This is a genomic window from Streptomyces sp. NPDC058371 (genome assembly GCF_042723265.1).
In the GTDB taxonomy this organism is placed as follows: Bacteria; Actinomycetota; Actinomycetes; order Streptomycetales; family Streptomycetaceae; genus Streptomyces.
Genome location: NZ_JBHXJC010000001.1, coordinates 1,259,732 through 1,285,055 on the forward strand (window position 1 = coordinate 1,259,732; position 25,324 = coordinate 1,285,055).

25 protein-coding genes and 1 pseudogene are annotated in these 25,324 nt (G+C 70.1%); 12 read left to right on the forward strand and 14 right to left on the reverse strand.

Annotated features, from left to right (window positions below):
• Positions 1-37 precede the first annotated feature (37 nt).
• The 3 genes from ACFWM2_RS05470 to ACFWM2_RS05480 form a co-directional block, all read right to left on the reverse strand.
• Positions 38-388, reverse strand: a complete 351-nt coding sequence (locus ACFWM2_RS05470; protein WP_383274192.1) for a hypothetical protein — start codon at positions 386-388, stop codon at positions 38-40.
• 159 nt (positions 389-547) lie between these two features.
• On the reverse strand, positions 548-1,423 hold the full coding sequence (locus ACFWM2_RS05475) for a SigB/SigF/SigG family RNA polymerase sigma factor (protein WP_383273247.1): 876 nt from the start codon (positions 1,421-1,423) through the stop codon (positions 548-550).
• Positions 1,424-1,718: 295 nt separating this feature from the next.
• Positions 1,719-2,252: a GNAT family N-acetyltransferase gene (locus ACFWM2_RS05480; RefSeq protein ID WP_383273249.1), complete on the reverse strand. Its 534-nt coding sequence runs from the start codon at positions 2,250-2,252 to the stop codon at positions 1,719-1,721.
• 235 nt (positions 2,253-2,487) lie between these two features.
• Here ACFWM2_RS05480 and ACFWM2_RS05485 point away from each other — a divergent pair, with 235 nt between their 5' ends.
• Positions 2,488-3,375, forward strand: coding sequence for a carotenoid biosynthesis protein (locus ACFWM2_RS05485; protein WP_383273251.1), 888 nt, complete (start codon positions 2,488-2,490; stop codon positions 3,373-3,375).
• 167 nt (positions 3,376-3,542) lie between these two features.
• On the opposite strand, the gene ACFWM2_RS05490 is transcribed toward ACFWM2_RS05485, so the two are convergent.
• Positions 3,543-3,836: a DUF6355 family natural product biosynthesis protein gene (locus ACFWM2_RS05490; protein ID WP_383273253.1), complete on the reverse strand. Its 294-nt coding sequence runs from the start codon at positions 3,834-3,836 to the stop codon at positions 3,543-3,545.
• A 172-nt stretch (positions 3,837-4,008) separates the two neighbouring features.
• Entirely contained in the window at positions 4,009-4,491 is a 483-nt protein-coding gene (locus tag ACFWM2_RS05495; RefSeq protein WP_383273255.1) for an ATP-binding protein, read from the reverse strand.
• A 225-nt stretch (positions 4,492-4,716) separates the two neighbouring features.
• Between ACFWM2_RS05495 and ACFWM2_RS05500 the strand changes: the two genes are divergently transcribed.
• Positions 4,717-5,079: an STAS domain-containing protein gene (locus ACFWM2_RS05500; RefSeq protein WP_383273257.1), complete on the forward strand. Its 363-nt coding sequence runs from the start codon at positions 4,717-4,719 to the stop codon at positions 5,077-5,079.
• Between the two features lie 55 nt (positions 5,080-5,134).
• On the opposite strand, the gene ACFWM2_RS05505 is transcribed toward ACFWM2_RS05500, so the two are convergent.
• The 6 genes from ACFWM2_RS05505 to ACFWM2_RS05530 all read right to left on the reverse strand — a co-directional run bounded on the left by ACFWM2_RS05505 (position 5,135) and on the right by ACFWM2_RS05530 (position 10,904).
• The gene (locus ACFWM2_RS05505) at positions 5,135-5,527 is read right to left on the reverse strand and encodes a hypothetical protein (protein ID WP_383273259.1); all 393 of its coding nucleotides are present in this window, start codon (positions 5,525-5,527) and stop codon (positions 5,135-5,137) included.
• Positions 5,528-5,796: 269 nt separating this feature from the next.
• Positions 5,797-6,129, reverse strand: a complete 333-nt coding sequence (locus ACFWM2_RS05510) for a hypothetical protein (protein WP_383273261.1) — start codon at positions 6,127-6,129, stop codon at positions 5,797-5,799.
• A 307-nt stretch (positions 6,130-6,436) separates the two neighbouring features.
• Positions 6,437-8,431 (reverse strand): SpoIIE family protein phosphatase, encoded by a 1,995-nt coding sequence (locus tag ACFWM2_RS05515; protein ID WP_383273263.1) that lies wholly within the window; start codon positions 8,429-8,431, stop codon positions 6,437-6,439.
• 54 nt (positions 8,432-8,485) lie between these two features.
• The gene (locus ACFWM2_RS05520; protein ID WP_383273265.1) at positions 8,486-9,169 is read right to left on the reverse strand and encodes a class I SAM-dependent DNA methyltransferase; all 684 of its coding nucleotides are present in this window, start codon (positions 9,167-9,169) and stop codon (positions 8,486-8,488) included.
• A 702-nt stretch (positions 9,170-9,871) separates the two neighbouring features.
• Entirely contained in the window at positions 9,872-10,000 is a 129-nt protein-coding gene (locus ACFWM2_RS05525) for a hypothetical protein (RefSeq protein ID WP_383273267.1), read from the reverse strand.
• A 259-nt stretch (positions 10,001-10,259) separates the two neighbouring features.
• On the reverse strand, positions 10,260-10,904 hold the full coding sequence (locus ACFWM2_RS05530) for a CatB-related O-acetyltransferase (RefSeq protein ID WP_383273269.1): 645 nt from the start codon (positions 10,902-10,904) through the stop codon (positions 10,260-10,262).
• Between the two features lie 368 nt (positions 10,905-11,272).
• Between ACFWM2_RS05530 and ACFWM2_RS05535 the strand changes: the two genes are divergently transcribed.
• On the forward strand, positions 11,273-12,283 hold the full coding sequence (locus ACFWM2_RS05535; protein WP_383273271.1) for a zinc-binding dehydrogenase: 1,011 nt from the start codon (positions 11,273-11,275) through the stop codon (positions 12,281-12,283).
• 125 nt (positions 12,284-12,408) lie between these two features.
• Here ACFWM2_RS05535 and ACFWM2_RS05540 read toward each other — a convergent pair whose 3' ends face one another.
• Together ACFWM2_RS05540 and ACFWM2_RS05545 are read right to left on the reverse strand one after the other, a co-directional pair.
• Entirely contained in the window at positions 12,409-12,876 is a 468-nt protein-coding gene (locus tag ACFWM2_RS05540) for a hypothetical protein (RefSeq protein WP_383273273.1), read from the reverse strand.
• A 207-nt stretch (positions 12,877-13,083) separates the two neighbouring features.
• Positions 13,084-13,827 carry an alpha/beta fold hydrolase gene (locus tag ACFWM2_RS05545; protein ID WP_383274195.1) on the reverse strand — a complete coding sequence of 248 codons (744 nt, stop codon included), beginning with the start codon at positions 13,825-13,827 and terminating at the stop codon, positions 13,084-13,086.
• A 347-nt stretch (positions 13,828-14,174) separates the two neighbouring features.
• Between ACFWM2_RS05545 and ACFWM2_RS05550 the strand changes: the two genes are divergently transcribed.
• The 9 genes and pseudogenes from ACFWM2_RS05550 to ACFWM2_RS05590 all read left to right on the forward strand — a co-directional run bounded on the left by ACFWM2_RS05550 (position 14,175) and on the right by ACFWM2_RS05590 (position 24,330).
• Positions 14,175-15,842 carry a sulfite oxidase gene (locus tag ACFWM2_RS05550; protein WP_383273275.1) on the forward strand — a complete coding sequence of 556 codons (1,668 nt, stop codon included), beginning with the start codon at positions 14,175-14,177 and terminating at the stop codon, positions 15,840-15,842.
• Between the two features lie 113 nt (positions 15,843-15,955).
• Entirely contained in the window at positions 15,956-16,606 is a 651-nt protein-coding gene (locus tag ACFWM2_RS05555; protein WP_383273277.1) for a fasciclin domain-containing protein, read from the forward strand.
• A 295-nt stretch (positions 16,607-16,901) separates the two neighbouring features.
• A pseudogene (gene sigK, locus ACFWM2_RS05560) lies at positions 16,902-17,482 on the forward strand (ECF RNA polymerase sigma factor SigK).
• Positions 17,479-18,231 (forward strand): anti-sigma factor domain-containing protein, encoded by a 753-nt coding sequence (locus tag ACFWM2_RS05565; RefSeq protein ID WP_383273279.1) that lies wholly within the window; start codon positions 17,479-17,481, stop codon positions 18,229-18,231. The pseudogene sigK and the gene ACFWM2_RS05565 overlap by 4 nt, the downstream one beginning before the upstream one ends.
• Positions 18,232-18,374: 143 nt before the next feature.
• Positions 18,375-18,752, forward strand: coding sequence for a hypothetical protein (locus ACFWM2_RS05570; RefSeq protein ID WP_383273281.1), 378 nt, complete (start codon positions 18,375-18,377; stop codon positions 18,750-18,752).
• Positions 18,753-18,756: 4 nt separating this feature from the next.
• On the forward strand, positions 18,757-21,450 hold the full coding sequence (locus ACFWM2_RS05575) for a VWA domain-containing protein (protein ID WP_383273283.1): 2,694 nt from the start codon (positions 18,757-18,759) through the stop codon (positions 21,448-21,450).
• Positions 21,447-22,871: an extracellular solute-binding protein gene (locus tag ACFWM2_RS05580; RefSeq protein ID WP_383273285.1), complete on the forward strand. Its 1,425-nt coding sequence runs from the start codon at positions 21,447-21,449 to the stop codon at positions 22,869-22,871. The genes ACFWM2_RS05575 and ACFWM2_RS05580 overlap by 4 nt, the downstream gene beginning before the upstream one ends.
• A gap of 55 nt (positions 22,872-22,926) precedes the next feature.
• On the forward strand, positions 22,927-23,595 hold the full coding sequence (locus tag ACFWM2_RS05585; protein WP_383273287.1) for a VOC family protein: 669 nt from the start codon (positions 22,927-22,929) through the stop codon (positions 23,593-23,595).
• Between the two features lie 126 nt (positions 23,596-23,721).
• Entirely contained in the window at positions 23,722-24,330 is a 609-nt protein-coding gene (locus ACFWM2_RS05590; RefSeq protein ID WP_383273289.1) for a TetR/AcrR family transcriptional regulator, read from the forward strand.
• A 111-nt stretch (positions 24,331-24,441) separates the two neighbouring features.
• On the opposite strand, the gene ACFWM2_RS05595 is transcribed toward ACFWM2_RS05590, so the two are convergent.
• On the reverse strand, positions 24,442-25,260 hold the full coding sequence (locus ACFWM2_RS05595; protein ID WP_383273291.1) for an SDR family NAD(P)-dependent oxidoreductase: 819 nt from the start codon (positions 25,258-25,260) through the stop codon (positions 24,442-24,444).
• Positions 25,261-25,324 lie beyond the last annotated feature (64 nt).

Consider the following 25,324-nt stretch of genomic DNA (forward strand, 5'->3'; position numbering starts at 1 on the left):
GTCACGCCCTTGGCCGGCCGGGGCCCAGGACGGCGTACTACTCCGGCTTGCCCAAGGACCAGCCCGAGACATCCGTGAGCCGGCCCCGCCACAACGGCATCAGGACCTGCTTGCCCGCGCCGGTGACGGTGGCGGCGTCGCGCAGATGGATCCACTGCGGCAGCCGTTGCGCGATGTGCCCCTGCTTCTCGGCGACCGCCTGGTCCACCTGCTCCGGAAAGCGCTCCAGCAGCTTCGCCCCGGGACCGTCCGCGTCGCGGAGGCTGCGGGCCCAGTCGGACTTCCACGCCTCGTGTGCGATCAGATCCCCGTGGAGCAGACCGCCGGCGATGATCAGCGTCACCGGGAGCCGCGCCTCCGGTTCCTGCTCCACCAGCCGCACCAGCATCTGCAGCTGGAGGTCCGGCACTTGCTCCGTCACCACCGGATCGGCCGACTGTCGGATCTGGCCCTCGGCTTCGCTCACTGGCTTGTCTTCTCCTTCTTGAACCTGCGGACTTGAACCTGCGGATCGTCTACGCAACCGGACCTGGAACCGGAACCGGTCTCACACGGCGAGGAGCCCGGTCCGGAGCTTGGTGAGAGTGCGGCTGAGCAGGCGGGAGATGTGCATCTGCGACAGATTCAGCCGACTGCCTATCTCCGCCTGGGTCATCTCCTGCCCGAAGCGCATTTCGATGATGGTCCGCTCCCGGTCGTCGAGTTCCTGGAGCAGCGGACCGAGCGCGTGCAGATCCTCGAACAGGTCCATGGCGGGGTCGACATCGCCCAGGACGTCGGCGTACTTCGGCCCGCTGTCACCTGACTGATCGTCACCGGCCGCGGTGTCGATGGAACCGGCGACATAGCCGTTGGCCGCCACCAGGCCCTCGATGATCTCGTCCTCGGTGAGTTCCAGGTGCACGGCGAGTTCCTTGACCGTGGGCTCGCGGCCGAGGCGGGTGGCGAGCGCCTCCCTGCTCTTGGCGAGGGCGACCCGCAGTTCCTGGAGGCGGCGCGGAACGTGGACGGCCCAGGTGGTGTCGCGGAAGAAGCGCTTGATCTCGCCGACGATGTAAGGGATCGCGAAGGAGGTGAACTCGACCTCGCGGGACAGGTCGAACCGGTCGATGGCCTTGATCAGCCCGACGGTGCCGACCTGGATGACGTCCTCCATGTCACCGCTGCCCCGGTTACGGAAGCGCCGGGCGGCGAACCGGACCAGGGACAGGTTCATCTCGATCAGTGTGTTCCGCGCGTACTGGTACTCCCGCGTGCCCTCCTCCAGGACCTGCAACCGGTCCAGGAACAGCTTCGAAAGGGCCCGTGCGTCCTTCGGAGCGACCTTGCCCCCGTCCTCGACCCAGGGCAGGTCGGCCGTGTGCTCCGGCGATCCCGTGCCGAGCCGGACGGATGCTTCCTGGGCGTTCACGGAGGTAGTCACAGGGTCGCCTTAAATAGAAAGCAGGGTGACGGACGACTGCCCTCGTTGGCGGCATGCATGTGTCGGTCCGCCGGCCCACTTCTCCTCTTGTCCGATTGCCGACGGTCGAAGGCCGGTGAACGAGCGGGAGTTCACGGCCCGACGGCCCGCTCGCCGCCTCTCCGGAAGCGGCCTGACGAGCGGGCCGTACCGGGGGCGGTCAGCTCCCGGGAAGCAGGGCCGGAACTGAGCCTCGCGGGGTGGGCCGGGCGGGTGGCGCCACCGGGTCTGTCCGTCGTCGGTACGTCCGTGCTGCTCAGGCCTGGAACTCGGTGAGGTCGATGGCGTACACGTGCAGCGGGTAGCCGTACACCGGGTGTTCCGTCTCGAGCTCCGGCTCCATGCCGAGCTTGCGGATGACGTTCTCGGAGGCGTCGTTGCCCATCCGGTCGATGCAGATGACACGGTCCAGGCCACGATCCTGGAGCGCGAACTCCAGGGTGGCGTGGGCGGCTTCGGACGCGTAGCCCTGGCCCCAGAACTGCGAACCGAGCCGCCAGCTGATGGCGACGGCGGGCAGCACCTCCGGCAGGAACTCCGGTACGGACAGACCCGTGAAACCGGCCAGTTCGCCCGAGGCCAGCAGCTCGACGGCGAAGAGCCCGAAGCCCTCCTCGTCCCATTCCTCTTCCCACTGCTCGATGGCCTCCGCAGTGTGCTCCAGGTCGCGCACCGAGCCGTCGTCGATCCAGCGCATGACCTGGGAGTCCGCGTTGATGTCCGCCATGGGCACGAGGTCGTCGTCGTGCCAGCGACGGAGGATGAGACGGGGTGTACGGATCTCGATCATGGCGCCCATCCTGCCGAAGGGACGGCCGCATGGGTAATCGGCGCCGGATTCCCGTGCGGAGCACGCCGGTGCTGTCCAGTTTCTGGTGCGTTCGCGATATGGCGTGGGCCAGCCGTACGCTTTAATGGACAACTGTCAGTTTGTGATGTCGTTCCCTCGGCTGCGCCCCGCGCGCCGGACAGGGAACGGGCGTGATGATGTGCTGCCGCAGTCCAAATCCCCCCGGGTAGGTCAGATGTCTGTCGGTCAACGCAGCCCCTCGACGACGATCCTGTGGGTCGTCGTCACCGTCGCGGCGCTGGGGGAGGCGCTCAACTCGGTCATTCCTCATCCGGTCGGGGCGCTGGCCTCGTTCGTCACCATGATCTTCCCGTTGCTGCACGGGGCGCGGCGCTACGGCTGGCGGGCCATGGGCGTCTACCTGGTGCTGGTCCTGTTGGTCAGCAATGCTCTGGAAAACCTGAGCATCGCCACGGGATTCCCGTTCGGGAACTACCACTACACCGGCTCGGGCAAGATCTTCGAAGTGCCGTGGATCATTGGATTCGCCTACGCGGCCTACGGCTATCTCGCCTGGATCATCGGCAACGTGCTGTTCGCGGAAGTGCGCCGGGGGTCGTCCTGGCTGACCACGATCGGTACGCCGGTCGTCGCGTCGTTCGCCATGGTCGACTGGGACCTGTCCATGGATCCCAGCGCGTCGACGATCCACCACAACTGGATCTGGGAGGACAGCGGCGGCTTCTTCGGCGTACCGCTGGCCAACTTCCTGGGCTGGTCGCTGACCGTCTACCTCTTCTTCCAGATCTTCGCCCTCTACCTGCGCCGGAGCGGCCCACAGGCCGGCGAACGGCCCGCCAGCAGCGACGTACAGCCAGTGCTGCTGTACGCGGCGATCGCGGTGAACTTCTTCGCCGAGTACGCCCACGGGGACCGCAAGATCGTCACCGATGCCCTGGGACACACGTGGCGCACCGGCGACATCTACCAGACGTCCGCCCTCACCACGGTCTACGGCATGGTCTTCGTCGCCGTCATGGCGTTTCTGCGTATCGCGCAACGCCGGGCCACGGCAGCGGAGACGGCCCCCGCGACCACCAGCCGCGAGCGAGTGGACGTATAAGAAGCTCATCTCTCGGTTTTCGTGCCGCGGGGATTTCACAGCACAAGGTGCCCGCCTCCTGCGCAGGAGGCGGGCACCTTGTGAAAAATCAGGGACGAGCGTCGAGGCAAACCGCGTGGGCTGGGGCGCTGGACCTCACCGCCGCGGTTGCCGTCCCGCGGACAACGTCAGCACGTGCGGTTGACGTAGTGGGCACCCTGGATCCGGCTGGCCTTCCCCAGCCACGTGTCCCCGGGAACCACGCAGCGCTCGTAGTTGGGGCCGAAGACCTCGACCTCGATCACGATGTGTGAGCCGTCCCGGGTGCAGTGGTTGTAGAAGGCGTCGGAGCCGGTCTCGTAGAACCCGCACGGGTTCATCACCGCCGAACCGTGCCCGGAAGTGGCAGTCGCCGAGGGAGCAAGCCCCAGGGCGAGCGCGGCGGCGGTGGCAACGGCCAGCAGTGAATGACGAACGCGCATGGCGGTCTCCTCGTTGATCACGGTGTCCAGGCGGGCATGCAGCCAGGCACTTGATGATCACCGGGTTCGTCGGCGTGGCCGGCGGGATTGCCCCGTACAGCCGAGTGATTGCAATCAATCGGGGGATGGACGGGGGAGGGGCGTGAGACGCCCCCGGTGGTACGGACGCGCCCTAGGGGGACGACCGGCCTGCGAAGTCTTCGCGCCGGCTGTTGGTGAGGGCGATGAGTGCGGTGGTGCGCTTGCCCACCGGCTCCGGGTGTACGGCGTACTCGTGGCAGACCGCGAGGACGATTTCCAGGCCGTGCTGGCCGATGCGGGCGGGATCGGGCTCGCGCGGAGCGGGAAGGGCCGGCCCGGTGTCCCAGACGGTGACCTCCACGCTGTCGTCGACGATGCGCAGGTCGAGCCGGGACGGGCCCGGGGCATAGCGACAGGCGTTGGTGATCAGCTCGCTCACGACGAGCTGCGTCACGCTCAACGCCCGGTCGGACAACGGCACATGGTGGTCGGCGTGGACGCGGGTGAGGTAAGCGGTGGCGAAGCGGCGCGCGGCGGAGATGCACGTCGTGTCCCCGTTGTAGGCCGCGCACGCTGCCGGTGCGGAATGCGCGCCGGGAGCCGTCTGCTCACCGTCCTGCGCGATGTGGTTCATTGGTCCGCCTCGCGTCGCCTGGTCACCTGGCCCCGTAGCACACGTACCCCTGAAGTGCGCCTCCACGTGACCGCCCGGCCGGTCTGCGTCCGGGCGAATATGGCCGCAGATCAGTAAGGCGGATGTTGAGATTACCAAGCCGTCGGTTGACACCGACGCGATCAGTCCGTTTGCGTGGACCCAGCGTCAGCGGATCCCCCGCTGCCGGGCGCTGAAGGAGATGGCATGAGTGCCGCCCGCTTGGTCGTCTCCCGCCATGTCACTCCGGACGGCGTCAGCGTTCTGAAGCTGGCCGGCGAGATCGACTTCAACACGGCCGTCGGCTTTCGCGAGGCTCTCGCGGACCGGGACGGCGCTCCGGGGCATCGCACCGTCGTGGACTTCCGCGAGGTCACGTTCATGGACTCCAGCGGGATCAACGTCCTGGTGGCCGCCAACCGTGCCGCGGGTGAGGGCGGGGGCTGGGTCCGGCTGTCGAGCCTGCCGACCGCGGTCCACGACGTCCTGCGCATCGTCGGCCTCGACGAAGTGCTCTGCCTGTATCCGACGCTCGATCACGCCCTGGAGAGCCCTGCGCCACCCTCCTGATCAGCAGAACCGGGGTGCCGCGGAGTCCATCCCCGGCTCAACTCCCCGCGGCAGCTCACAACTTGGACACTCCTCGCCAGGTCCATCCTGCCGTGACGACCGCGTTCTGCAAGGGGCTGCGCATGTGCCGCGAGTCGAAGCGGAATTCGTCGACCCATCGCCGACGGCCGTCGGGCCCCCGCTCGTAGTGCCCACGCCAGGAAACCGTGATGATCCGGGGCCCGCGGCCCCACTGTCGCGACATGATCCGCCCTGGCGGCCTGCCGACCCGCGTCAACTCCAACTGCTCGTCGCAGACCCGTACTTCGTGCTGCGACGGTCCCAGACACATCCGCGTCTTGAAGGTGCGTTCGACTTGACTACGGGAGCGCCCGGAACCGACGGCAGGTTCCAGGACCCGCCATTCGGCCACCAAGTCGGCCTTCTCGGCGGGCAAGGCGTTCCGCACGCGGTAGGGCCTGTCCGGACCGTTGACCGCGAGCAACGCGGCCCGCACGTCCGCAACCGACAACGGGACGACCCCGCTCTCGGGGTACTTGGTGCCTGTCCGCCAGTCCCGAAAACGAGCCCAGCCGTCCCGAAGCCCACCCACTGCTGCCCCCACCCGAAAACTCCGGCACACCGTGCGCCCGAGACCCAGAGAGTCTTCCAGAACGATGTTGAGGAGGCGTTGGGGTGGTGGTCGGGGCGGGTGTGATCAGCGTGAGTTCGGGCCGATCACTGCGCGACCGGCATGACCCTGAAGGCTGTCCCGTTGTGGGTCTCCTCGACGGTGTAACCGAGTTGGTCGAGGAGGGCGGAGACGGCTGCCTGGACGATGGCGCGCATGCTGCCGTTGGTTCCTGATCCGTCCGCGCCGTCGGAGCCGCGGGACTGGTCGGCGAGTGCCTCGAAGCCGTGGGAGGCGGTCCAGCCGACCAGCACGCCGGATTCGTCCTCGCTCACGCGCAGGCCCGGTGAGTTCCTCTCGGTCTCGCCGACCACGGTGAAGCCCGCCGCGGTCAGGGCGCGGCGGATTTGCTCAGCGAGTGCGGTGGTTTGCGGTGGCACGGCGGGCGCCTTCCCCGTTTCGGTCAAATGATGCCCCGCAATTCGGCCCACGGCCCGCTGGGCCTGGATCCGACCCGTCGGACGGCGAAGTCTCCAGGTCAGGCTGACTACGGCTGAGATCCGTGGCGAAGGTCGGGGTCCGGGAGCCAGGCCTCTCGCCTCGGGCCCGCTGATGCCGCGGTTGCCTGCTGGGCGGGGTCGCGGTGATCACGACGACGGTGGGCAGGCTCCAAGGCGAGCGCGGCCGTGACCGCGCCCGTGGGGTCCGATGCGCTTGGCTACTCCCGCTGGAGGATGCTCGCGGCCGCTACTCCCGAGGGATCTGCTGCTCGAACCAGACCACCTTGCCCGTGCTCAGCCGCGTCGCTCCCCAGCGCCAGGCGAGTTGATCGACCAGGAACAGGCCGCGGCCGCCCTCGTCACCCGGTGCGGCCCGCCGCATTCTGGGCACCTGGGGCGAGTCGTCGGTGACCTCGCAGCGGAGTACGTCGGTGCGGAGCAGCCGCAGTGAGATGGGCCGGGTGGCGAAGCGAACGGCGTTGGTCACGACCTCGCTGACCATGAGTTCCGTGGAATCGACCAGGGATTCGAGGCCCCAGCGGTGCAGGGCTCTGCGGGTCACCCGGCGTGCTCGTCCCGCGGTCATCGGGTGGGGGTCCAGGAACCAGTACCCGACGCTCTCCGTGGGGAAGCCGTCGAACCGGGCGATGAGCAGCGCGATGTCGTCGTCCCTCGTGCCCGGGAGGACCGTACCCAGCACTTCGTCGCACAGCAGCTCCAGCGAGGGAGTCGTGTGCCCCTGCGCTCCGGCCTGGAGACGGGCGCGCAGGGCCTCGACGCCCGTTCCCACGTCCGTGACGCGGGACTCGACGAGGCCGTCGGTGTACAGCAGCAGGGTCGCCCCGGTGGGCGCGGGCATCTCCACGGACTCGAAGGCGACACCGCCGACGCCGATCGGAGCGCCCGGCGGGACGCTGAGGACCTCCCCGCGGCCGTCCGGGTGCAGCAGCACCGCGGGCGGGTGGCCGGCGTTCGCCATGAGCAGCCGATGGGATATCGGGTCGTAGATCGCGTACAGGCAGGTCGCGATGTGGTCGCTGCCGAGGCGCTGGGCCTGTTCGTCGAGGTGGTGCAGCACCTCGTCCGGAGGCAGGTCGAGGCCCGCGAGGGTCTGCACGATGGTGCGCAGCTGACCCATGATCGCGGCGGAGGTCATGGAGTGGCCCATGACGTCGCCGACGATCAGCGCGACGCGGTTGCCGGGCAGCGGGATCGCGTCGTACCAGTCGCCGCCGACCTGCGCCGTCTTCGAGGCGGGCAGATACCGGCTGGCCAGCCGGACGCCGGTGGGCTCGGGCAGCGACGTCGGGAGCATCGTGTGCTGCAGCGTGTCCGCTATGGACGCCTCGTGGCCGTACATCACCGCCTTCTGCACGCCCAGCGCGGTGTGTGTCGCGAGCTGGGAGGCGACGAGCAGGTCGTCCTCGGTGAAGGCGGGCCGGCCGGACTGACGCAGGAGTACGACGACGCCCATGACGTGATGGCGGCCGTGCAACGGAGCGATGATCACCCTTCGGCCCGCCGGCAGGGTTCCCGGCTCACTGGCGGCGGGGCCGAGCAGCTCCGCCACCGCGGACGCCGTCCCCGGTGCGTCGCCGAACGCCGGGCGGCCGGTCTGCACCAGCTCCGCGAGTCGCCCGGTGGCCTTCAGATGCACGCGCTCGGCGACGTTCGCGTGCGTGGGAAAGGGCTTCCGGGGCTGCTGACGGGCCCACTCGGCGTTCGGTGCGTCCGGCGTCCGGTCGATGCTGTGCAGGTGGAGGATCACGGGCGCGGAGGAATTCTCGTCGCCGACCGGCAACGGATCCGGCAGATGGACGATGATCGCGTCGGCGAAGGCGGGGACGGCCGCCCGGCGCAGTTCCCGGAGCGTCTCGTCCAGGTCCATCCCGCGGGCGATCCGCCGGGTGGCCACGTCGAGATACCGAAGCCGGTCCGTCTGGGGCCCGGGACTGTCCGCCACTGTGTCCCGGGAGTGCTGCGTGTCCCGGGAGTGCTCCGTCTCAGGGCCGTCGTCGGCCGACGCGCGCCGGCCTTGCGGCGGGGTCGGCCGGGCTGCCCGCGCGGTCCGCCGGCCCTGGGGCGGGGAAGGTGCGTCCTGCGCGGGGGCTGCGTCCTGCGCGGAGGGTGCGTCCGGCACCGGGGCTGCGTCCGGTGCGGAGGGTGCGTCCGGCCCCACCTCGCTCACCGGCCGTCGGGCAGCCTCGGCGGAGCCTTCGTGGGGGGTGTGGTGCTCCGTCACGCGTTTCGTCCCGTCCAATGGGTTCCGCGATCCGCGGTGATGACCCGTGCGTTCTCAGCCACGCCGCCTGCAGCAGAGGAAGACCTGCTCCTCGGGTGGGACGTCGGCGATCGCCGGGGCGTAGGTGTACGAGGACTCCTTGACGATCTCGAAACCCGCCGCCTCGATGACATGCCGCAGGTCCTCGTGCAGATAGCCGGAGACCCGGATCGTGTTGCCGAGGAACGGGATCGAGAAGTCGTCCACGTCGGCTTCGACCATCGAAAGGGCGAACAGGCCGTCAGGTGCCAGTAGGTGACGGATGGTCTGCAGCGCGTGGGGAATCTCGGCGCGCGGCAGCATCAGCAACGAGAAAAAGGCCGCGACGGCGTCGAATCGGCCGAGGTCGAGCCCACCGCCCGGTCGCAGGTCGGCGATGTCCGCCTGGTGGAACGTCGCCTCCGGAGCGTACTCCCGGGCAAGCTTCACCATCTCGCCCGACAGGTCGACCCCCACGGTCTCGAGGCCCGCGTCCGCCAGCTGGCGCGCGGTCGGCACCCCCGTTCCACAGCCCAGGTCCAGGACGCGGGAGCCCGCCTCCAGGGATTCGATCAGCCACTCGCCGGCGGAAACCTGGCCCTCCTTGTGCGGAAAGGCCTCGTCGTAACGGTCGCCGATGGCGTCGAAGGCCTCGGCCTGACCGCTGCGGTCAGGCCGGATGCTCTCGTAATCAGTCCCCTGGTTATCACTGTTGATCACGAAAGTAACCTTTCTTCGGGCAAATTGGATTATTCCACAATTGAGGGAACGGGGATTGTGCGGGAAGGTCGGGCCCGCCCTGCCCCCTGTGGACCGGCGTCGGCGGCCCGGTCGGCGACCCGGCCGGGGGGCGGCTCGGCTGCCGGACGAGGCCGGGAGTGCCCGGAGGGCGAACACGGGGAGTGACATCGGGGGCACGGTCCGCATCAGTGGGCCGGCCGCGAGCCGGATCGCCTGGGACCGATCAGTGAGGATGTCCGCTCACTCGATCGCCGCTGCCGGGGACGGGCCTGGCGGATTTTCCTGGGTATGTGCCCGAGTCGTAGCGGGTGACGTCATGCGTCCGCGCTGCCGCGTATGCGACTCGTTCCACGAGCACCGCTTCGGTGCCGACCTTGTCACTCGATGTGCTCTGTCCGCTTGCGTCGCATCACGCAAGTCGGCTTGCCGTTCCATGCGAAGCATCCAATACCAACATCGCGGCCTCGTGTGGGTGGTTTCAGGAAAGATTCAACTCGAAGCTTCTTTGGACCTGCTAAGGGCTGGGCAGCCCGAGAGACGCTCTGACGCCGATCCGCTGTGGGGTTCGTACGGCATCGGGGCGCCCGGGAACCTCCAGGTGCGGGCGGGGGTCGCGCGAGGCTCCGTGATCCGCGTTCCGCGCCGCCGTCCTTCAATGGCTCACAGGCGTGGCGGCGCGTGTCAGCGTTGCCAGAGGAACGCCGCCTCGCCGCAGGGCAGGCAGTGGAAGACGTAACCGCGCCCGCCGCCCCCGAAGTTCGCCGACGCGGCGGATGCGTAGCCCTCTTCGAGTTCGACCGTGAACGTCATGCGGGTGCCGCAGGAAGGGCAGTGGGGACTTCCCTGTCGTGGACCAGCAGCATGGTGACAGCCTGAGAAGTTGATGGCGAGTTGTGGGCGGCGGTCGAGCCGGTGATGCCCAAGGCCGAGCATCGGACCCGGCACCGCCGGTGCGGGACCTGTCTGCCGGCGGCGTCCGCACATTCTGCCGAGCGACGCCCTGAACCAGCGCCGCGTCAGGCGACGTTGGCGCTGTTCCGGTGTGACGCATGTCTTCCGTAAAGGCCGCTCAGGCTCGTGGTGCGATCTCTTCGAGGTCGTTGACGGTGCCGGACATGATGACCCGGATGTGTGCGGTGAGGTGTTCTGCGGGCCAGTCCCACCAGGCGAGGTCGAGCAGGCGGGCGATGTCGTCGTCGTTGTAGCGGGTGCGGATGACTCTGGCGGGGTTGCCGCCGATGATCGCGTAGTCGGGGACGTCGTCGACCACGACGCTGCCGGAGGCGACGATCGCGCCGTGCCCGATGCGCACTCCGGGCATCACCATGGTGTTGTATCCGAACCAGACGTCGTTGCCGACGACCGTGTCGCCCCTGCCCGGCAGGCCGGTGATCAGGTCGAAGTGCTCGGCCCAGGAGCCGCCCATGATGGGAAAGGGGAACGTGGAGGGGCCGTCCATGCGGTGGTTGGCGCCGTTCATGATGAACCGCACTCCGGTTCCCAGCGCGCAGAACTTCCCGATGACCAGTTTTTCCGGGCCGTAGTGGTAGAGCACGTTGCGGGTTTCGAACGCGGTCGGATGTTCCGGGTCGTCGTAGTAGGAGTAGTCCCCGACCTCGATCAGCGGTGAGGTCACCAGCGGCTTCAGCAGGACCACGCGCGGCTGGTCGGGAAACGGGTGAAGCATCGTCGGGTCCGCGGGAAGGTCGCTCATGGCAGTCGCTTTCGGTATCGGCAGTGACCTGCGAATGTTCCCATGCAGGCTTGGCCGACTGGCCGAAGCCCGAGGGCCGTTCGCCGGCGGAACCGCGCCGCGGCCGGTGCCTGGCCTGGCCGCGTCTTTCCGGGATGGTGTGCCGGATCCGGCGGCGCCGCGGGCAGCAGCGGGACGCGTCGGGAGGAGCAGGTGCGGTAGGCAAGGAGCAGGTGCGGTGCGGTAGGGAAGGAGTAGGCGCGGTGGGCAAGGATACGGTCGGTGCGTCTCAACAAGCGCAAATCCGGGGCGAGTCGGGAATGAAGCCGCAGCCGCTGCCTGTTGACCACCGCTGAGCGACTCTCCTCCACCGGGAAGAAAGCAGGCCCATGACGTCTTCGCCGACCACTATGCGCGCCGTCCAGCTCTCCGCCCCCGGTCCCGTGGACAATCTGCGGCTGACCACCCTCCCGCTCCCGTCCGAAAGGGACGGCTGGGTGCGCATCCGGGTCGAGGCGTTCGGCCTCAACCGCTCGGAGCTGAAGCTTCGGCTGGGTCTGAGCGTGGGCGTCAGCTTTCCCCGGGTGCCGGGTATCGAGGCCGCCGGCACCGTCGACGCTGCCCCGGCCGGCAGCGGCTTGGCTCCCGGGCAGAAGGTCGTCGCCATGATGGGGGACATGGGGCGCACCTACGACGGTGGCTATGCCGAGTACACGTCGGTGCCGCTGTCGCAGGTCATCCCCGTCGACACCGACCTGCCCTGGGAGGTGCTGGGTGCCCTGCCGGAGATGGTGCAGACCGCCAACGGCTCGCTCACCGTCGGCCTGGACCTGAAGCCCGGTCAGTCCTTGCTGATCCGCGGCGGCACCTCCTCGGTAGGGCTGGCCGCCGCCGCCCTGGCCGCATGGCGCGGCGCCACGGTGCTGTCCACCACCCGGCGGGCCGACCGCCTCGCTTCCCTGAAGGAGCACGGTGTCGACCACCCTCTGCTCGACACCGGCGAGGTCGCGCCCGCCGTGCGCGAGCTGTACCCGGACGGCGTCGACGCCGCCCTTGATCTCGTCGGCACGCCGACCCTGCCGGACACTCTGCGCGCAGTGCGCGTGCACGGCACGGCCTGCTTCGGCGGCAGCCTCTCCAACCAGTGGACGGTGCGGGACTTCTCCCCGAACGAGTACCTGCCGAAGGGTGTGCGCCTGGCGGGCTACTTCGGCGACGCCGCCGACCTGCCTCGGGAGGCTTTCCAGGAGATCCTCGACGCGGTCGCGGCCGGTCGGCTGGCCTTTCCCGTGGACCGCGTCTACGACGGACTGGAGCAGGTGCCGCAGGCCCACGACGACATGGAGCACGACCGCGCCACCGGCAAACTCGTCGTCCGCGTCCGGCCCCAGGCGTATTGACCCGCAGGGTTGTTGACGCGGGTGATGGCGGCCGGCCGCTGAGTGCGGTGCGGCACCCGTGCGTCCGCCGCCCTGGGCAACCCTGACGTACTGATCCGGCAGGGCGACACCCATCGCCCCCGCCGTCAGTCCCAGAGTGGATAGACGACCGTCTGCTCGAACCCGCTCGGCCTGCTGCCGGAGTAGACGAGGCTCATCTGCGCGTAGCGCTGCACTCGCGGGTGCTTCTTCCAGGACTGCGCGTGGTCGAGACGCACGGTGACGGGATACGCGTGGAACTTGCCCGCGGCGCAGTACGGCTTGCAGTCGTTCACCACGTTGACACCGCTGGCCACGGCGGAGTCCGGGCCCCACTGCGACCAGTGGAGCGTGGTGAGGCGGCTGTTGCCGTCACCGCAGGCCAGCATGAAGTCGCCGGGCCGTACGTGGGACTTCCAGAGGCAGTCGACGATCACCGGCTGCCCGGGCTGCTGTCCCGAAGCGGCGGGCGCGGACGAGGGCGTGCCCGTGGCGACGGACGCCGATCCCATGGCAGCTGTGAGTGCTACGACGGCACCGACCGTGGCCGCCGTCCTGACCGAATGTGTCCGCATGTCCGCTCCCGGGCCGCATCTCGAGGACCCACCCGAGCCCGTTTCTCCGCGCCTGCTCCGCTCGTCCCCGAAGCCCGCACGCGGAGCGCATCGACCGCTGCCGTCACCTGCCGGCGGGTGTCTCCTGTATCGACGCTACGACCGTGCAGGAGGAAATACCACTCGCCGGCGCCGACGCCGAGCGATTCGTACGGCGGCTGCCGTGGATCACGGCTCGCGGCGCAGCTCGGAAAGGACGCGGTCCGCGGTGAGCACCGTGTCGTCGCCGGACGGCGCCGCCGTCACGCTGGGCGGCAGCGGTGTAGTACCGAGGACGCCCGTGGTCAGGGCGGCGGTGAGCCGATGCCATGCCCGGGCGTCGCGGAGCATCGCGTGTCTGCCCCTGGGCATGGAGATGCCGCAGGTACGGGCACCCGCTTCCCGGGATCTGCGCAGGAACTCCCAGGAGCCCTGGGCGTCGGTGACGGGGTCCTGCTCGTCGTGGAGGAAGATCACGTCTCTGTCCCTCAGCTGCGTCACGGGTTCTCCCGGCGGACACCAGGGGGCGAGGGCGACGACTCCGCGGACGTGCCGGTGGCCGGCCGCTCGCAGCGCAGCGCGTGCGCCCATGGAGTGCCCGACGAGGACGACCGGCACGGACGGGGCCAGGAGCTCCAGCTCGTCGAGCGCCGTGAATGCGTCGTGCACGGGGTCGGTGCGCGATCCGTTCCAGCCGCGGTAGCGGTAGTGCACGGTCGCGAGCAGCGTGTCCTGTCCGGCTGTCGTGCGCAGGATCGCGCTGCCGAACGGTCGCATGCGGGCGCGGGGCAGGTTGAGCAGTGGCGGTGGAGTCAGCGCCTCCGATCGGCCGCCGTGGAGAAGCAGGACCGCTCCTCGGGGCTCCGCGGGGACGAAACGAGTGCGGAGTGCGTGAGGGGGTTCGACGCCTTTCGCGCCGTTCTGGCCGGCCAGTGCCGCGCATGGGCGCGACGACGACAGGCCGGTCCGTCCGTTGCCCACAGTGCCTCCGGAGTTCTCGGGAACCGGCCCCCTGTCGGTCGGCGGGACGGTCACCGGGTATCCGGCGCGAACCGGGTCGGCGGATTGGTCGAGACGGCAGCACGAGTCGCTCCGACCATGGGGGTACGAACTCCACATACTCCGTGTACCCGCTGTCCGATACTCCGCGTACCCGGTGCCCGCGTTCAAAAATGAACGGCTTATCCGTTGCCGAGGGCTTCAGGGATTGGTGTCTTCGGAGACTTGATTCTTTCGAGTGAGGCACCAATCCCGTAGGCGCCGGGGACCGGATTCCCCACGTGACGAAAGAACGGAAAGACCGGGAAACGCCCGCTCGTTGGGCACGACTCCTGCTGGGCGCGCTCAGCGGATTGCTGGCCGGGTTCGCCGCTCTCGCCGTTGCGGAATTGGTGTCCGCCGCGGTTCGGCCGCAGGCCGGCCCTGTCATCGCGGTGGGCGGCGCCGCGATCGATCGCACGCCCGCCGGTGTGAAGGACTGGGCGATCCGCCACTTCGGCACCGACGACAAACTCGTCCTCCAACTCGGCATCGTCGCCGTCCTGGCCCTGCTCGCGCTGCTGCTCGGTGTCGTGGCGACGCGGCACCGCCGCTCGGGGGCGGCCGGGGTGCTGCTCTTCGGTGTCGTCGGCGCGGTCGCGGCCACCAGCCGGCCCGACTCCACCGGACTCAGCGACGGGCTGCCTTCGGTCCTCGGCGCAATCGCGGGTGCGCTGCTGCTCCACGTACTCGTGGGAAGGCTGCGCGCTCCCGCGAGGGACGCGGCCACTGCCGCGGACGCCGGTCCAGCGGACGTCAGCTCGGATGACGCCGTGGCGCGGAGCCTGCGTCCCGGGGAGGACTCCGGTGGACGGCAGGGCTGGGACCGCCGGGGGTTCGTCATGGCGGCGACCGCCGCCGCGGCCGCGTCCGCCGGCGCGGGGCTGCTGGGCCGCTCGCTCAACGGGAGGGGAGGCGAGCAGGCGGTTGCCTCACGCCGCCGCGTGACCCTGCCCGCCGCCGCCTCGACGGCCGCACCGATCCCGAAGGGCGCACAACTTCGCGTCCCCGGTGTCAGCCGGTTCGTCACGCCCAACTCGGCCTTCTACCGCGTGGACACCGCGCTGGTGGTGCCCAAGGTCGATGCCACCACCTGGCGGCTGCGCATCCACGGCAAGGGCGTGGCCCGCCCGATGACCGTCAGCTTCGACGATCTGCTCCGCCGGGAGCTCATCGAACGGGACATCACGCTGACCTGTGTGTCGAACGAGGTCGGCGGCCCCTATGTGGGCAACGCCCGCTGGACCGGCGTACGCCTGGCCGACCTGCTCGCCGAATGCGGGGTCGAGCCACCGGCGCGGGGCGGTCCGGCCGATCAGCTGGTGGCGCGCTCCGTCGACGGGATGACGATCGGTACGCCGGTCGACGACGTGATGGACGGCCGCGACGCGATGCTCGCGGTCGGCATGAACGGCGAACCGCTGCCGCTCGACCACGGGTTCCCCGTCCGCATGGTGGTGCCCGGCCTGTACGGCTATGTGTCCGCGTGCAAGTGGATCAAGGACATCGAGCTGACGACGTTCGATGCGTACGACTCCTACTGGGTCAAGCGCAAGTGGGCCCGCAGGGCGCCCATCAAGACCGGGTCCCGGATCGACACGCCGAAGCCCTTCGCCCGGCCGGCGGCGGGCACGGTCATAGTCGCCGGCGTCGCCTGGGCGCAGCACCGCGGCATCGAGCGGGTCGAAGTACGGGTGGACGACGGGCCTTGGCAGACCGCCGACCTCGCGGCGAAGGACACCCGTGACACCTGGCGCCAGTGGTCCTTCCCGTGGCCGGCCGCCAAGGGCGGGCACAGCCTGACCGTGCGCGCAACGGACCGTACGGGCCGCACGCAGACCGAAAAGCGCACCCGGACCATTCCGGACGGGGCGAGCGGCCGGCATTCGGTGGTGGTCACCGTCGACTGACCAGGCGAATTCCCCGCCCGCGCATCACCTTTCACCTTTCACCTTTCCCCTTTCCTACCCCTTCCCCGGATCGAACACGACGTTCGCATCTCGCGTCTGACAGGAGAACCACCATGAACACTCGTATCCGCCGTACCGCTCTCGTCGTTGCCGCGGCCGCCATGCTGCCCCTGGCGCTCACCGCCTGCTCGGACGGCAGCAAGGACAGCGCCTCGTCGGACTCCAGCAAGGCGTCGGCAACCGCCGGCGACAAGGCGACCGACAGCTCGGGCGACATGGGCAGCATGGATCAGCCGTTCGGTCCGGGCTGTTCGACGGTGCCCAAGGACGGAGCGGGCTCCTTCGACGGTATGGCCAAGGACCCGGTCGCCACGGCCGCGTCCAACAACCCGGCCCTGTCCACCCTCGTCACCGCGGTGAAGAAGGCCGGCCTCGTCGACACCCTCAACAGCGCCGAGAACATCACGGTGTTCGCGCCCAGCAACGACGCCTTCGCCAGGATTCCCAAGGCCGACCTGGACAAGGTCCTCAACGACAAGGCCCAGCTGACCAAGATCCTCACGTACCACGTCGTGGGACAGAAGCTGGCCCCCAAGGATCTGGGGAACGGCTCCTACACCACGCTGGAGAAGAGCAAGCTCACCACCAGTGGTTCCGGCGAGTCCTACACCGTCAACGACTCCGCCAAGGTCGTCTGCGGCAACGTCAAGACCGCCAACGCCAACGTCTACATCATCGACACCGTGCTGATGCCCAAGAGCTGACAGCCGGCCCGCGCTCGGGGCAGCCGGAGCGCGAAGCGGTGAACCAGGTCTCCCGTGACGGGGAGCAAGGGGCGGCCAGGACAGGACAACGTCCCGGCCGCCTCACTCAATCGGGGCCAATCTGGGCGCGTATCGGAAGGCCACCGGTATCGAGCTCCCGGGGGACTCCTTCAGCACGTCGTCGAAAGTCGCACCAGTCCGAAGAGCGCTCGGCAACGGATTCCTTGGGACAGGGAGCAGGAGGGAGCCGTTCCCGGGCAAGGCCGGGGCCGCTTGGTTCGGCGATGATGACGGCATGGGCAAAGCAGTGTTCATCGGTCGCAATCCGGCGGACGAACCGGATCTTGCGACATTGATGAAGCGGGTCGCCGGTGGGGACGAGGCCGCGTTCGAGGGGCTCTACGACGCGGTGGCGGGGCGTGTCTTCGCCGTGGTGAGGGCGGTCCTGCGGGATGTGGCGCAGAGGAAGTGACGCAGGAGGTTCTGGTGGAGGTGTGGCGTCGTGCCGCCCGCTACCGGCCGGAACGGGGCAGCGCGATGAACTGGGTACTGACGGTGGCCCATCAGAGGGCGGTCGACCGCGTGCGCTCGGCTTCCGGGTCGCTGCGGCGCGAGGAGGCGGCCGCGTTCCGGGAGCGGATGCCGGAGTTCGACGTCACCGAGGCGGAGGTCGAGGCCCGGCTGGAGCGCGAGGACGTGGTGCGCTGTCTTGAGGCGCTGACCGTGATCCAGCGTGAGTCCGTCACGCCGGCGTATTACGGGGGTCTGACCTACCGCGAGGTGGCGGAGCACCTGTCCGCTTCCGTGGGCACGATCAAGACACGGATGCGCGACGGCCCGTTCCGGCTGCGCGACTGCTTGGGAGTGAGCGCATGAACTCCGCAGACCTGCACACCCTCGCGGGTGCCTACGCACTGGACGCGCTGGATCCGGACGAGCGTGCCGCGTTCGAGGCCCACCTCGACTCGTGCGCGGAATGCCGTCAGGAAGTCGACGAGTTCGCCGCCACCGCGGTCCGGCTCGCGCTCGCCACCAGCGTCACGCCGCCGCCCGCGCTCAAGGGGGCCGTCCTGCGCCGGATCACCGAGGTCCGCCAGGAGCCGCCCCGGGCCACCACACCCCGGACGCGCGGCTCAGGGCTCAGGTACTCGACGCGTGGGGCGGGTCGCTGGGCGCTGGCCGCCTGTCTGGCCGCTGCCGCGCTCGGCGGAGTCGCCACCTGGCAGCACCAGGAGGCCCGGCAGGCGCGCCAGGAGGTGGGCCGGGCCCAGGCCGAGGCGGAGCGACTGGCCGCCGTCCTCACCGCGCCGGACGCCCGCACCCACACCGCGCGGCTGCCCGACGGCGCCCGCGGCACCGTCGTGGTGTCCAAGAGCCTCAACCGTGCGGTGTTCACCGCGTCCGGCCTCGCGTCGCTTCCCGAGGGCAAGACGTACGAACTGTGGTTCAGCGAACGGGGAAGCATGCGGCCGGCCGGGCTCCTCGACGCACACCGCGCCGATCAGGCGGTCGTCATGGACGGTCCGGTCGGCGGGGCCGGCGGGATGGGCATCACCGTCGAGCCCGCCGGTGGCTCCGCGACCCCCAGCCTCCCTCCGGTCGGCCTGATCAGCTTCGCGGCATGAGGCCCGGCGTCTCCGCGCCGGCAACCACGGCGTCGGTCGTCCGCTCTGCGCCGCGTAGGGCCCGTAAGGCCCACGTGGGCAGCCGGGCAACCTCCTTGCAGCACCCTCGCCCGTCATCAACACCCGTGCAATGATGACGAGTTATGACTGAGGGGGAGGATGTGGCCACCCGTGCGATCCGGGTTCGCCTCGACGGGACCGCGAGCCAGGGCGACATAGGCGCTCTGAAGAAGTGGCTGGAGCGGGAGAAGCCACTTCAGGAGCTGGTCAGGGACGGCGATCTGCGGATCCAGGAGCGCGCCGGGACGGACGAGCAGGGGACGGACGAGCACGGCAGGCCCATGGGCGCCGGCATCGAGATCCTCCTGCTGCTCTCCGGAGCCGCCGCCCAATCCGCGTTCGACAGCGTGTACAAGCAGGTGGGGAGGGGCGTCAAAGCCTGGTACGAGAACCGCCGTTCCGTAGAGAGCGGTGATCCGCCCGATTACGACGTCGACCCGGTGGACCTCGACGAGAGGTAGTCCGGTGCACCGCTTCGACCCGCGTGGCGAGGTGAACCGGGCACTCCTGATCGGCGTGTCCGCGTACGACTCCACGCGGCCGAAGGATCTGCACGGGGTGCCCGGCGAACTGGCCGCCGTGGAGCACAACCTCTCCCTGCTGGAGGGGGCGTTGCTGCGCGGCGGCGTCTTCCGGAAGGGCGAGGTCGTCGTCTCCGGGTCGCCGTACCTGGACGCGTTCAGTGAGTCGCTGCGCACCGCCGCCGACGAGGCCGAGGGACTGCTCCTCTTCTACTTCGCCGGCCACGGAGCCGTGCCCAGCGCGGGCGACGAACTCTGGCTCCAGATGCGCAACGCGCGCGTCGTGCCCGGCAGTCGGGCGGTGTTCCCGGGCGCCGACCCGTTCTCGAGCGTGCTGACCGTGCTCGCCACCAGCCGGGCGCGGCACGTGGTCGTCGTCCTCGACTGCTGCAACGCGGGCAACGCCGCCCAGGTGTGCGAGGCACTCGCCGACCGACGGCGCTTCTCCGTGCTGATGAGCGTGCAGGCCAACAACCGGATCGACGCGGGGGACGACACGACGCCCACGCCGTTCACGGCCCGGGTCGTGCGGTTCCTGAAGGACGGCATCGACGGGGACGGCGGTGACGTGACCTTCCAGGACCTGTCGGAGGCACTCACCGCGCACATGTCCGCCCACCACACAACTCTGCGCAACGAGCCGTGGGAGCCGCAGCGATGGGGTGACGCGGACATTCTCCTCGCTAGCCCCGCCGCGACGCCGACGTCCACATCCACCTCTGCCGAGTCGGCCACGACCGCGCCTGTGCTGCCACCGGCGCCGCCGTCGGACCCGCACCGGCCCGCCGACAGTACGAGAGTGCCCGGCGAGGAACTCCACGTGCCACGGCGCCTGTTCACCCGTCTGCGCGACTCGTCCCTCGTCGTGGCGTCCCTGGCCGGGCTCAACCAGGTGCTGGGCCGGCTGCGGCGCAGCCCGGCCCGCGCGGTGGGCGCCGCGGCCGTCCTCGCGGCCGGGGCCGTCGGCGGCTATCTCGCCTTCTCGGGGTCCGGCCCCGACCAGTCGGCCTGCGGCCCGTCCCTGGAGCTGCGTCTGCTCACCGACCCGGACATCGAGTCCACCGTCCGCAAGGCCGCGGACACCTATCTCATGTCCGCGGCGAACTCGGCCTCCGGGGGCTGCCGGCGCAGCGGCATCACGGTGTACAGCGCGGGGACGGCGGACGCCGTGACCGGCTTTCGCGACCAGTCCGACCCCTGGCAGCGTCCCCTCGGCGAGGACCTCGACCCGCAGCGCGACATCGGGCCGCAGCCGGACATCTGGATACCGGCGACGTCCGCGAGTGTGGCCCGCGCGCAACCGGTGGAGCCGCCCCGCACGTACGTGACGCTGGAGCCGGACGGCGACCCGCTCGCGTACTCCCCGATGGTGCTGTCCGTACCGCAGAACATCGCCGAGGCCTCGATGGGCGACCGCACCGGCGGCTCGCTCGCCACGCTCAGGAAGAAGCTCACCGGGCAGCAGAACGACGCCGGCGTGCGGCGCACGGATCCCGAGTACACGGACTCGGCGCTGCTGGCCACCGTCGGGCTGTACGGCGCCGGTGCGGGCGTGAGCAAGGCCGAGGGAAGTGTCGCCCAGCCGGGGCCGCCCTCGCTCACGGGCTCCGACCTGTTGTGCGCGCTGCCCGACGACCGGCGTGTCGACGACCGCACCGCCGCACTCGTACCAGAGTTCCTGATGGTGAGCGGTACCGGCTGCGACCGGACGACGCGTACTCCGCGGATGGCCGAGTACCCCGCCGACGTACCGGCCCTGGACCCGACCTTCGTTCGGGTCCGCTGGGACGACGCCGAACGTGACAAGGCCGCACGGGACGAGGCCGTCCGGCGCTTCCACGACTGGCTCGTCAGCAAGGGCGGCGAAGGCGGCAGGAGCGAGACGTACCGCGGCGGTCTCGACGTCTTCGGCGGGGACGGTTTCCGCTCCGCGTCCGGCGCCCACGACTTCCTCGTCACCCCCGGCACCGACGCCGGAACCCTCGCCCTCCCGCGGCCGCTCCCGGGACCGGCGGACGCCGACGCCATGACGGCGGCCCTCAAGCAGTACCGCAACGCCAACGGCCCGGGCAGAGTCCTCTTCCTCCTGGACAGTTCCGGTTCGATGGGAGACCTCTGGGAGGGGCCGGGCGGTGCGCCGGGCATCCTGGAACAGTCCCTCGGCGGGCTCGGCGAACGGGACGAGTACGGCGTCTGGGCCGTGGCGTCCCGCAACGGCGGCCCGTACGGCGTCCTGCTGCCCTTCGACCGCCACCGGCGCGCGGACGCGGAGAAGACCATCGACCGTGAAGCGGTGGTCCACGACGTCGAGGCCGATCCGTACGGCGCGTTGAAGGCGGCGCTGGTGGACATGGCCGGGCGGGGCCGGGACGAGCGGCCCCAACTGATCGTGTACGTCACCGACGACGAGGACAACAACCGTCTCACCGCCGGCGGAAGGCTGGACGACCTTCTCAAGTCGGCCGAGGACAAGGGAGTTCCGGTGGTGATGGCGGCCCTCGACAGCGGTGGGTGCGACCGGGGCAAGCCCGACGCCCGCGTCACCGAGGCGAGCGGCGGCCGCTGTCTGGACACCAAGACCGACCTTGCCGCAGGCCTGCGCGACGAGGTGGCACGCACCGGAACGGGGGACGAGTGAGGCGACTGGGCACACCCGGAAGGCAGTTGGTCCTCGCCGCGCTGCTGACGGCCTGCGCCGCCTGCACCGACGGCGGCCCGTCCGCGCAGCCCGGTGCCACGCCCCCGCCGGGCGCCACGGGGGACATCATCGTGGCCAGCGGACGGGACGTGACCGGCAACGGAGGCGTCCGCCGGCAGCTCATCGACGCATGGAACGCGGAACAGGACCGACGGCACACCGGCCGGCACGCCCGCATCGTGGAACTCCCGGGATCCGCCGACGAACAGCGCAGCCAGCTGCTCGGTGCGCTCCAGTCCGACAGTGCGCAGTACGACGTGGTCAACCTCGATGTGACATGGGTGCCGGAGTTCGCCGCCGCGCGGCTGATCCGCCCGTTGCCCGGGAAACTCGTCGACGACGACATCATCAAGTCCGTCGCCGGTACGGCACGTTGGGGCGGCGAGGTGTTCGCGGTGCCGTTCAACAGCGATGTCGGACTGCTCTACTACCGGCGTGACTACCTGGACCGGGCGGGCGTCCAGAACTCCGACCTGAGCAAGGGGCTCAGCTGGGGACGGCTGCAGGAGCTGATGGAGACCCTCGGCGAGAAGACGGGCAAGGACCGGCCGGACGGCTATGAGAAGGGCTGGACCGCGCAGTTCGGCGCCTACGAGGGCCGTACGGTCAACGCCGTCGAGGCGTTCGCGTCGGCTCCGGAGGGCGTCCCGCTCACCGACGGCGACGGCCGCTACACCGCCTCCGTACAGGACCTGGAGAACGGTCTCGCGGAACTGCGCAACCGGACCCAGACCTCGTACCTCCTCAAGGACGCCCTGCACTCCGACGAAGCGGAGACGCTCACGGACTTCGCGGACGGCCGGACGGCGTTCCTGCGCCACTGGCCCTACGCGTACGGCACTCTGCATCAGTCCCTGAGCGGCGCCCGGCTCGGCGTGGCTCCGCTGCCCGGCAGCGCGGTGCTCGGCGGGCAGAACCTCGCGCTCACCCGGTCCTCCGGCCGGCAGGACGCGGCACAGGATCTGATCGAGTTCCTGACTGGGAAGGAGAGCGAACGGTGCCTGCTCGACGCGGGGTTCGCGGCCACCCGGGTCTCCGCGTACGCGGACGACGACGTGACCTGCCGGTCGGCGAAGTCGCCCGGCGCCGTGACGTCCTCCGGCACCCCCTCGGCGTCGGCGTCGGGGGAGAGCGCCGACCGTATGCCACGCGACAAGTACGGCCGCCCCGCGTACGCCCACGACATCCTGCTCCTCGCGCTCACCCGAGCCGTGTCGCGCCCCCGTACCCCGCTCTACGGCGCCTTCACCCAGACCTTCACCACCGAACTCGGCAAGCTCTTCACCGACGATCCGCCGAGCGACGCGGCACTGGCCCGGGACCTGGACAAGGCCCTTCGGGGCGTGCTGCCCGACGGCTGATCGGGTCGGGCGTGCGGGTACCGACAGAGGCGTGACTCCCTGCGATCATCGGGACATGGAGAAACTCGGCACTCAGGAGATCCTCGCGGCGATCACGGCCGGACTCGGCGAGTGGCGCAGGCTCGCTCAGCCTCTCGCCACCCGCTACCGCGTCGCCGGCCTCCGCGAGGGGGCCGCTTTCGTGGCGGCGGTCACGGACGCGGCGGTCGGCGCCGGCCAGGACCCGGAGCTCCGGCTGGGGCGCGGGTTCGTCGACGTGGCCGTGTCCACCGTCGACGAAGCCGGTGGGCGGTGGGTCACCGCACAGGATCTCGAACTGGCCCGCACCATCAGCGGACTTGCCCGGGAGCACGGTCTGACCGCCGCGCCCGGAGAGGTCGTACAACTGGAGCTGGCGCTCGACACCGCCGACTACACGGCGGTGGCCCCGTTCTGGTCGGCGCTGCTCACCGGCGAGCCCGGCCACGTGGTCGGCGACACGGTCCTCGACCCGACGAACCGGGTGCCCAGTCTGTGGTTCCAGGGGACGGACGCGCACGAGGTCCCGCGGCAGCGGTGGCACTTCGACCTGTGGCTGGCTCCGGAGGTGGCCGACGAGCGCATCGTGGCAGCCGTCGCCGCCGGAGGGACCATCGTGGACGATTCCGACGCGCCGTCGTTCACCGTGCTCGCCGACCCCGACGGCAACAAGGTCTGCGTGTGCACCGCCCTCACTCGCGACTGAGGGACGCGTTCGGCCGTGAGCTGAGAAGTCCGGCGACGTTGGCCCGGTGCCGGTGCCGGTGCCGGTGCCGGCACCGGCGGCGGATCCTCCTCTAACGGAAGGATCGTTTTCGTTTAGGCTGGGCGTATGCCCCGTCTGAGCGAAGCGCGCCGCGAAGAGCGGCGCCGTCACATCCTGACCAGTGCCTGGAGTTGCTTCTCACGCAACGGCTTCCACGTCACGTCGATGGACGACGTCATCGCCGCGACCGGGATGTCCTCCAGTGCGGTGTACCGGTACTTCCGGAGCAAGGACGAGATCATCGACGCGGCGGCCGATGAGGCGCTGGCCCTGGTACGGGACCTGTTCGCCCGGCTGCTGGAGCGGCAGCCCAGTCCTTCGCCGGCCGAGGTGGTGACGGCGATGGTCGCCGAGGTCGATGAGCGCAGCTCCCATCCGGACTACGACCTGACGCGGATCGCCATCCAGGCGTGGGGCGAGGCGCTGCGCAGTCCCGAGCTGGAAGCCCGCACCCGTACCTTCTATTCGGCCGTGCACGACCACGTCTTGGAGCTCGCCCGACGGTGGCGCGACGAGGACCGGATGCCGCCGGAGGCCGACGAGGCGCAGATCGCGACGGCCCTGATCACCCTCATGCCCGGCATCCTGGTCGGCCGGCACCTCGTGGCGCCGGTCTCTGCCGACCAGCTGATCCGTGGGCTCTCCGCCCTCGGCGCCCTCTCCTGGGACGCCTGACGGGGCGAGGCGATGACCCCTGTTCCGCGGTGTGCCGCGAAGGCGTTCGCGTGAACTGACGGCGGTCGGCGGGGGTGACGAGGCGCCGCGGTCGTGGCGGGCGCAGGCCGGTCAGGTGAACGGACGGGCATGCCACTCGTCCGGAAGGCCCGTCACCCGCAGCACTCGCGTCGGCCCGGACTCCTCGGTGCGCAACGCGGCCAGCGCGTCGAGGTCGTCGTCGACGTCCAAGTAGGCGCCGGACAGCACGTCGTAATGGCCCTCCGCCAACTCGGCGATCATCCGGGCGGCGGCCTCCGGCGGGTGCGGGAACCGCTCCCGTGGAACCAAGCCCCGGTTGATCTGCTCCTCGACCAGGGCACTGACGACCCCGCCGGGATGCAGGCTGAACACGGCGACGCCGGTACCGCGGGTCTCGGCGGCGATGTTCTCGCTCAACCTGACGGCTGCGGTCTTGGCCACCACGTAGTCGGCCGCTCCGGGAATCGCCGCCGTACCCGCCCTGCTGGCGACCGTGATGATGCGGCCCTGCTTGCGGCGCAGCATCGAGGGCAGGACGGCGCGTGCGAACAGATAGGGCCCGTAGGTGTCGGTGAGCAGGGTGTGAAGCCAGGCCTCCGGGTCGCTGTCGGCCACGGAGGTGGTGACGGACGAGGCTCCGCCGGCGTTGTTCACCAGGATCGTCACGGGGCCGAGCGTGTCGCTCGCCCGGGCGACCGCGTCGTCGACGTGGGCCGGATCGGTGACGTCACCTACCGCCACTTCGACCCGGGTCCCTCGCTCACGCAGCTTCCCGGCCACGTCGTCGAGTACGTCCTTGCGGCGCCCGGTGAGCAGGAGGGCGGCTCCCCGCGCACCGAGTTCGGCTGCGATGGCCCGGCCGATCGTGCCGGTCGCGCCCGTCACCAGCGCTACCTGGCTGCTTGACATGTGTTTCCTTCCCCAGCGCCCGGTCCGGACGATGCCCGGCGCGCCCGAGTGTGCCGGTCGGCGC

Bases quoted from the DNA above. Each gene is read 5' to 3' on its own strand.
- ACFWM2_RS05585 (WP_383273287.1), top strand. From the start codon at position 22,927: ATGGAGAAACTCGGCACTCAGGAGATCCTCGCGGCGATCACGGCCGGA.
- ACFWM2_RS05595 (WP_383273291.1), bottom strand. From the start codon at position 25,260: ATGTCAAGCAGCCAGGTAGCGCTGGTGACGGGCGCGACCGGCACGATC.
- ACFWM2_RS05485 (WP_383273251.1), top strand. From the start codon at position 2,488: ATGTCTGTCGGTCAACGCAGCCCCTCGACGACGATCCTGTGGGTCGTC.
- ACFWM2_RS05535 (WP_383273271.1), top strand. From the start codon at position 11,273: ATGACGTCTTCGCCGACCACTATGCGCGCCGTCCAGCTCTCCGCCCCC.
- ACFWM2_RS05525 (WP_383273267.1), bottom strand. From the start codon at position 10,000: ATGACGTTCACGGTCGAACTCGAAGAGGGCTACGCATCCGCCGCGTCG.
- ACFWM2_RS05500 (WP_383273257.1), top strand. From the start codon at position 4,717: ATGAGTGCCGCCCGCTTGGTCGTCTCCCGCCATGTCACTCCGGACGGC.
- ACFWM2_RS05490 (WP_383273253.1), bottom strand. From the start codon at position 3,836: ATGCGCGTTCGTCATTCACTGCTGGCCGTTGCCACCGCCGCCGCGCTC.
- ACFWM2_RS05540 (WP_383273273.1), bottom strand. From the start codon at position 12,876: ATGCGGACACATTCGGTCAGGACGGCGGCCACGGTCGGTGCCGTCGTA.
- ACFWM2_RS05530 (WP_383273269.1), bottom strand. From the start codon at position 10,904: ATGAGCGACCTTCCCGCGGACCCGACGATGCTTCACCCGTTTCCCGAC.
- ACFWM2_RS05495 (WP_383273255.1), bottom strand. From the start codon at position 4,491: ATGAACCACATCGCGCAGGACGGTGAGCAGACGGCTCCCGGCGCGCAT.
- ACFWM2_RS05555 (WP_383273277.1), top strand. From the start codon at position 15,956: ATGAACACTCGTATCCGCCGTACCGCTCTCGTCGTTGCCGCGGCCGCC.
- ACFWM2_RS05470 (WP_383274192.1), bottom strand. From the start codon at position 388: ATGCTGGTGCGGCTGGTGGAGCAGGAACCGGAGGCGCGGCTCCCGGTG.
- ACFWM2_RS05480 (WP_383273249.1), bottom strand. From the start codon at position 2,252: ATGATCGAGATCCGTACACCCCGTCTCATCCTCCGTCGCTGGCACGAC.
- ACFWM2_RS05565 (WP_383273279.1), top strand. From the start codon at position 17,479: ATGAACTCCGCAGACCTGCACACCCTCGCGGGTGCCTACGCACTGGAC.
- ACFWM2_RS05590 (WP_383273289.1), top strand. From the start codon at position 23,722: ATGCCCCGTCTGAGCGAAGCGCGCCGCGAAGAGCGGCGCCGTCACATC.
- ACFWM2_RS05570 (WP_383273281.1), top strand. From the start codon at position 18,375: ATGACTGAGGGGGAGGATGTGGCCACCCGTGCGATCCGGGTTCGCCTC.